A 3,668-nucleotide genomic window follows, 5' to 3' on the forward strand; every position below is an offset into this window, starting at 1 on the left:
ACTTCCCGGCGTATCGTCGTGCGTCGCCACGTTCGATCAGCAACTTATGCGCACCGCAACGGCAACGTTCCAGAAGCAATCAATTGGACCGCAGGCCTTCAAGGTGGCATGGGCATTCGGGACAGTCTGCTATTCGATCTCGCCCAAAGGAGCGAGGCTGCTCAAGAGCAAACTTCTGCCGCTGCGCCCCCAAGTGATTCAATTGCCCGAAGCGAAGGGCGTGCCACCCTACAGCGCCGCTTGGCGCACGGTCGGTATCGACAATTGCATCGGCGCGGTGCAGCGCGAGATCAACTCGTATGTCTGCTTCCCACCCCTAGTGATAACGAAGAACGTGCCCGAGAAATCAACCACGCGAGGTTGAGCATAATCATAGGTCTTCTGCTCCCCTTAAAGACGGCCGCAAGGGCGAACCGCTCTGTGAGTTGAATGGCCGGTTGCTCCTGACACCGTAAGGGGGGGCCGTGCCGGAATTCGGTTAGCCACTTAACAATGAGTGCAAGTTGGTCGTCGCTTCTATGTTACACAGCGGCCTGCCATGAGCGAACAAACACACGCCGATCCGGCTTTGCCGGTGCCAGCCGCGCCTGATCAGGGTGCAACCGCGGCGTCGGATACAAAGCCGCCGGCCGAAGCGGACAAAAAGGACGGTCCCGCCGAGATTCCGACCCAGCAAGGGCCTAAAGGCCTGCGCTTCGATTTCAACGACGGCTGCCGCGTGCTCCTCCCGGAAAGCGACCACCCGTGGCGTATCCGCTTGAGCGATCTCGACACCGGGAATATCCTTTACGAGACGACGATCAAGGCCGGGCGAGTCAATTCGAGCAAGCGCTATTTCGTGCGCTTTTGCCTCGAGGTCTGGCAGCAGGATGAGCTCTTGCTAAAGCACGATTACTCAGCCGCCGACCGCGAAGTCCTGATCCGCTTTCCGGTGGAGACGCTTGGCGACACAATCGGCTGGTTCGCTTACGCCGTGAAGTTCCAGGACGAACACGGCTGCCGCCTGACGTGTGCAATGCACGACAAGCTCATTCCGCTCTTTCGCGATGCATATCCGCACATCGAATTTGTTGGCAAGGAAGAGCTCGATCATGACCGCTTCTATGCCACGTATGCGGTGGTGCTGTTCTTCCAGAAAGGATTGATCTACGACTACAAAGACCGGGTGCCGTGCGACTTTCGGTTCGTCGGTCTGCACTGCGCGGCAGCCTACATCCTCGGCGTCGATCCGGCGGAAGCGCGGCCACGCATCTTCACTCCCGACGACAGCCGGCCCATTCCGGAGCCTTATGTCTGCATCGCCGTGCAGAGCACTATGCGCGCCAAATACTGGAATAATCCGACCGGCTGGCACGAGGTCGTCGATTTTCTAAAAGGCGCGGGATATCGCGTCATTTGTATCGATCTTAAGCGCAGCCACGGTCAGGGAAACGTGTGGACGCACTTGCCGACCGGCGCCGAAGACCAGACAGGCGATCAACCTCTCGGTGAGCGCGCGCGCTGGCTCAAACATGCCGAGTTTTTCGTCGGTCTATCGAGCGGCCTCTCCTGGCTTGCCTGGGCTGTCGGAACACCAGTGGTGATGATCTCCGGTTTCACTCATCCTCGCAACGAGTTCGCCACGCCCTATCGAGTAATTAATTACCATACCTGCAACAGCTGCTGGAACGATCCGCTCGCACCGTTTGATCGCCACGACTTCTTTACATGCCCGCGTCACAAGGACACGCCGCGGCAGTTCGAATGCACGCGTCTGATCACCGCGGAGCAGGTGATCGCAACCATCAAACGCATCCTAGGCTTTCGGCTATAGGCCCTCCCATCTTTTGGCACGTACCATCGAAGATGGAGCCGCGCGTGCCGGTAGAGGCAAAATCAGAAGGCCGCAAAGGGCTGGGACGTGGGAAAGGATTTTTCGCGTCTTTCGATCGAGCAGACACTGGCGATGATGCGAAGGGCTTCCTCAGTCCTGGCCGGGTCGTGCTGATCACGTTTCGTCATTGTTGTTCTGCTTCGAGGGCCAGCCAATTTGCCGCTCCGGGCATCATTGAGTCGCCACACGCTGTGCTCGGTTCTTGTTCTGTTGCCGCTTCACCATCGCCGTTCTCGTCGATGAATTCGAATCCCAACCATCGAAGCCCAAAGCCCCTAAACTGAAATTGCAAGGTCACATTAGTAGAATGCAGAGTGAGCTACCGCCCCATCCTCTCGAAAATCCCTTTTTCAATCAGCCGCTTATCCAGACATCTCCCGGATTCGGTGGCAAAGAAGAAGCGATCTATCGATTGCAGCGAGCGAACCCCTTAGATCGCGGGGAAGGACGTGGGGGCGCAAGGGAGCATACGCTGCGCCCAAATCCAAAAGACGAGAATTGCCCGTAATCCTGGACTTTGGCTATTGGGAACTTTCTGGACCGGTTCCTTTTGCCAGGCGGAACCAAAGCGGCATAGAAACGGTTCGTCTAGCAGATGATGGCTCGCTTCCCAACGCAGCGCGAGCTTTTGCCGACGGGCCAAGTGATTAATACCCGTCGTCTGCGGTAGCTATCGTCCCGTTACATTTTCGGCCTTCCAAACGCGACTGTGCGTCGTATCGTCTTTCCTCCAAGCCAGCGTTCTGGAAGGGGGATGGGACGGCGACCAGTATCCTACGTACCGAGGACGGCAACCAGCATCCTACGTACCGAGATCGTCCCCTGACCGGACGTGACGACGGCCCGTCATAGTTGGATCATCCCCCTTCATTTTTCCGATCTGCGCAACCAGGGGGAACGAACGTTGTTGCTTGGTGTCCCACACCTGAACCCGTGCGAATTATTGGGAGCCAGATTACACAACGGGCAGCGCAGTTGCTGCCTATCATCGTTTCACTGATTTCGTTGCCGACTGGAAATCCAGACACATTCCTCACGAGCTCAAAGAGCTCGATTACGAATACGACAAGCGCCCTGCCGACGATGCTCTGCGCATAATGCGCCAATCTGTTGCGCGGCGCTTCACCTTCAAGAACCACCGTTAACGTCAGCCAAGCAGTCAGAAATGCCTCGCGCCGGTATCTCGAACTGGAGCCCGGCATTGCTCCTGCGTAAATCGGAGAAGTGTCATGCAGAGACGACCACGACCTGATCATCGCCGCTCGGCCAAAGAGTTGAACAAAGGCCGCCAGCTGCCAGCTGTCACGGGGGCAAACAATCCGCCTTCCCACGTTGGATATCGGGTGGGGCCGGGTTACCCGCCGAAGCAATATCAATTTCAAAAAGGACAAAGCGGCAATCCACTCGGCGCAAAACTTCAGAAGCGCTCAATCGTGCCGGATATCAAGGGACTATTAAAACGGGCGCTCAATGAAAAAATGCCAAAGAGACAAGGGCAAAAGATCCTGACAAAAGCCGCAGCTGGAATACGACATCTTGTCGATCAGTTCGCCCGCGGCGACCGAAATGCCCGACGCGATCTTATCCAAATAGCCGACAAATTGGGCATCGATTTGACGGCCGGTGAACACGATATCCAACAATCGGTTGCGGCGGCATTGACACAAACCGACCAAGAAATAGTTGATGAGTTTATGCGGAATTACCAAGCCGAGCGAGAGCACAGCAGAAAAAAAAACGGTCGGAACGGGCGCAAGCGTCACGCGAGGCGAGGAGATAGTCTGATGCGCGACGC

At 56.7% G+C, this 3,668-nt stretch carries 2 protein-coding genes and 1 pseudogene; all 3 read left to right on the plus strand.

Annotated elements, in window-relative coordinates:
• Positions 1 to 364: pseudogene (locus WB528_RS09455) on the plus strand (hypothetical protein); the annotation flags it as partial.
• Between the two features lie 174 nt (positions 365 to 538).
• Positions 539 to 1,813, plus strand: a complete 1,275-nt coding sequence (locus tag WB528_RS09460) for an autotransporter strand-loop-strand O-heptosyltransferase (RefSeq protein WP_423888156.1) — start codon at positions 539 to 541, stop codon at positions 1,811 to 1,813.
• Between the two features lie 1,289 nt (positions 1,814 to 3,102).
• On the plus strand, positions 3,103 to 3,668 hold a 566-nt coding region (locus tag WB528_RS09465; protein ID WP_423888157.1), incomplete at its 3' end, for a DUF5681 domain-containing protein.

Origin of the sequence: Bradyrhizobium sp. (assembly GCF_049586575.1) — a bacterium.
Taxonomy (GTDB): domain Bacteria; phylum Pseudomonadota; class Alphaproteobacteria; order Rhizobiales; family Xanthobacteraceae; genus Bradyrhizobium.

What these genes read in the sequence shown, in the direction of transcription:
- WB528_RS09460 (WP_423888156.1), top strand. Translation starts at nt 539, where the DNA reads ATGAGCGAACAAACACACGCCGATCCGGCTTTGCCGGTGCCAGCCGCG.